The 2,413-nt window shown below is 62.8% G+C and carries 4 protein-coding genes; all 4 read right to left on the reverse strand.

Annotated elements, in window-relative coordinates:
- Positions 1–576, reverse strand: a 576-nt coding sequence (locus B7Y43_RS19885; RefSeq protein WP_374133392.1) for a TraC family protein, incomplete at its 3' end; no start/stop codon positions are given.
- A 6-nt stretch (positions 577–582) separates the two neighbouring features.
- Positions 583–1,293 carry a hypothetical protein gene (locus tag B7Y43_RS19890; RefSeq protein WP_374133393.1) on the reverse strand — a complete coding sequence of 237 codons (711 nt, stop codon included), beginning with the start codon at positions 1,291–1,293 and terminating at the stop codon, positions 583–585.
- Entirely contained in the window at positions 1,290–2,135 is an 846-nt protein-coding gene (locus B7Y43_RS19895; protein WP_374133394.1) for a DsbC family protein, read from the reverse strand. The genes B7Y43_RS19890 and B7Y43_RS19895 overlap by 4 nt, the downstream gene beginning before the upstream one ends.
- 8 nt (positions 2,136–2,143) lie before the next feature.
- Positions 2,144–2,413: TrbI/VirB10 family protein (locus tag B7Y43_RS19900; RefSeq protein WP_374133395.1), on the reverse strand; the 270-nt coding region annotated here is incomplete at its 5' end.

Below are 2,413 nucleotides of genomic sequence, written 5' to 3' on the forward strand. Positions count from 1 at the left end.
GCGGATGAGGTCGGTCGGAGCGAATTCCTTGACCGGGACATCGATGGAATCGAGGGCAGAAATGATCCCCTCGCGCATGGTCAGGAGGTCATCGGTCGAAAGGCCCGAACCGTCACTTATCCCGACTGCCAGCAGCACGCGAAAGCTCCGCACAAAGAACGGGCCATCGCTGGCAAGTGTCGACCATGCTCCATTGCGCAATTTGTCGACGCGGTGGCGGGCGAGCGTCTGGAAAACCCCCGAAGCCTTGTAGCGCGGCAACGCCCAGGTCTGCAGTTTCTCGGCAACGCGCGGGCTCGAATAGTTCGTGACCGAGAACTTGGTGCCGGGCAGAAGAATGTCGGAGAAGAGCGACCCGATCACGTCATTGACCCGATCGTTTGCACCGACAAGCGGGGCGAGCTCGATGATGAAACCCTTCGAACGGACCTGATGAAAGATACGCTTCTCCTCATCGAACGAGCGATATCCGAGGAAATGCGAGAGCATTGGCACGCTGGCAGGCCGGGCGTTCTGCTCAGGCTTGCGAGCATCGCCGGTTACCAGATCGATGATGTTGGTGAAGGCCTGCAGCATGGCGCATTACTCCGGCGTTGCAGGGAATGAGGCGGCCTCGCGCCTCGGCAATCGCTGCTGTGATGCAAGACGCTCGGAGACCTTCGCCTCGATCTCAGCGATCGGGTTGGCAGGCTGAGAAGCCGATTGCTGGGCTGGGGCCTGCTGGATCGGCGCTGGGGTCTTTGGAAGATTGGACGCTATGGCAGTCTCAGCGCCCACGGAACCCGGCTGACCGTCATCCAAGATGCCAGGGGCAATCGCCATGAATTGCGGTGCGCTCTCGGCGGCCGCCAACAGCCCCTGAGCACGCGCAGGCTTTGCACCTCGTAGCGCAATTGTCTCGAGAGCATCGCCCCGGCCCGGGAGCATCGCCTTAACTGGCACCGCGATGCGGGCATGGGCTGTGCCTGCGGCATCCGTGTAGCCCGGAAACACGACAGACAGCTCGTAACTCGGCGACGAACGCGCAACGAGTGCTTCGGAACCGAGCAACGGGCCGCGCACAGGAGCGGAGATCCCGTCGTCCATCCGGAATGGACCCGCAGGGTTCAGAAGATCCGCCGAGGTCGTTTCCTCGATCCGCGCAATTGCGCTGTCATCGATGACCAACGAAGGCGCGCAGATACCGTCTGCAGCCTCGCAGCGAAACTTGCCGCTTACATTGGTACCGAGCGTCGTACAGGCCGACAGGGAGAACGTCACCGCCGCGATTGCCATTGCCCCTTTGGTGTTCATGACACCTTCTCCTTCAGCCAGGTTTCGAGGAATTCGCGAGGGCGGAAGCCATGAAGGACAGCGCCATCGTCGCGCACAATGACCGGGGTGCCGGTGAACCCATGTTGCCTCGCAAAGGCCTCATTGGCATCGAGGCCCGAGGTGTCGCAGCGCCGACCGCTCGTGATCGCGCCTCCGTCATAGGCTTCGTTCACCGCGCGGCGCTTGTCGCTCGCACAGATGACCGCCTCGGAGATTGGACGGGTGCCGAGAACCGAAATCGGTCGCTCAACGACCTTGACGTCGAGCGTCGCGAGGGTTTCGTGGAGGCGTTTGCAGTACCCGCACCGGAAATCGCTGAAGACGGTGAGCGTCCGGCCACCCTTGCCCATCACGACGCTGCCGCTCGAGGGCAGAGCTGCCAGCGCTGCAGGATCGATCCGTGGCAGTGGCCCCGCGTCGCCCGCCCCTGCCTGACGTGCCTGTGTTGGTTCGGCCGCGCCGTCCTGACTCTCGCCAGCGCCACCCGCCCCAACCAGCATGTCCGGGTTCATCTCGAGCAACCGGGCGGCTGTGAGATCCTGCTTCGTCTCCATGTCGTAGACACGGCCAATTATGAGATAGCGCGCCGAGCGGTCGATGTAGAAGAGGTTCTGGCGTGCCTGAACTTCGCAAACGCCCTCGATCTTGTCGCAGTCGATCGTGGTGATCTCGGTCTTGGGGAGACGTTTGACCAGCGCTGCCTTGATCGTCGCAGCGTCGTCTGCCGCCGCGGCATGAGCGGCGGCTGCAATTGCAGCGAGGGAGCCAGTGAGCGCGAGGGCGGCCCCTGCCACCTTCCATGTGGTCCATTTGAATTCCATGACGGGCCTCAATTCCTGATGAAGGTGCCGTCGAGGAACACGACCTCGACCGCAGCACCGGTGGGCATCTCGACGACCGGCTGATATTGCTCGGCCCGTTCGATCAGATAATCGGAGAGAGTGTTCCCGGCGTTCGCCGCGCCGCCGCCAATCGCCTGAATGCCGACATCGGAAGCTGACGGGAGCACGGGATCTTGGGAAATCCGGGGGATCTGGTTGGCACCCTGAAAGGCGTTGCCCACCCCGCTCACCAGCCCTGCGAGAAACGCTTGCGTGGT

Source organism: Sphingomonas sp. 28-62-20, assembly GCF_002281505.1.

Excerpts from the sequence above, each read along its gene's own strand:
- B7Y43_RS19890 (WP_374133393.1), bottom strand. The coding sequence starts at position 1,293 with ATGAACACCAAAGGGGCAATGGCAATCGCGGCGGTGACGTTCTCCCTG.
- B7Y43_RS19895 (WP_374133394.1), bottom strand. The coding sequence starts at position 2,135 with ATGGAATTCAAATGGACCACATGGAAGGTGGCAGGGGCCGCCCTCGCG.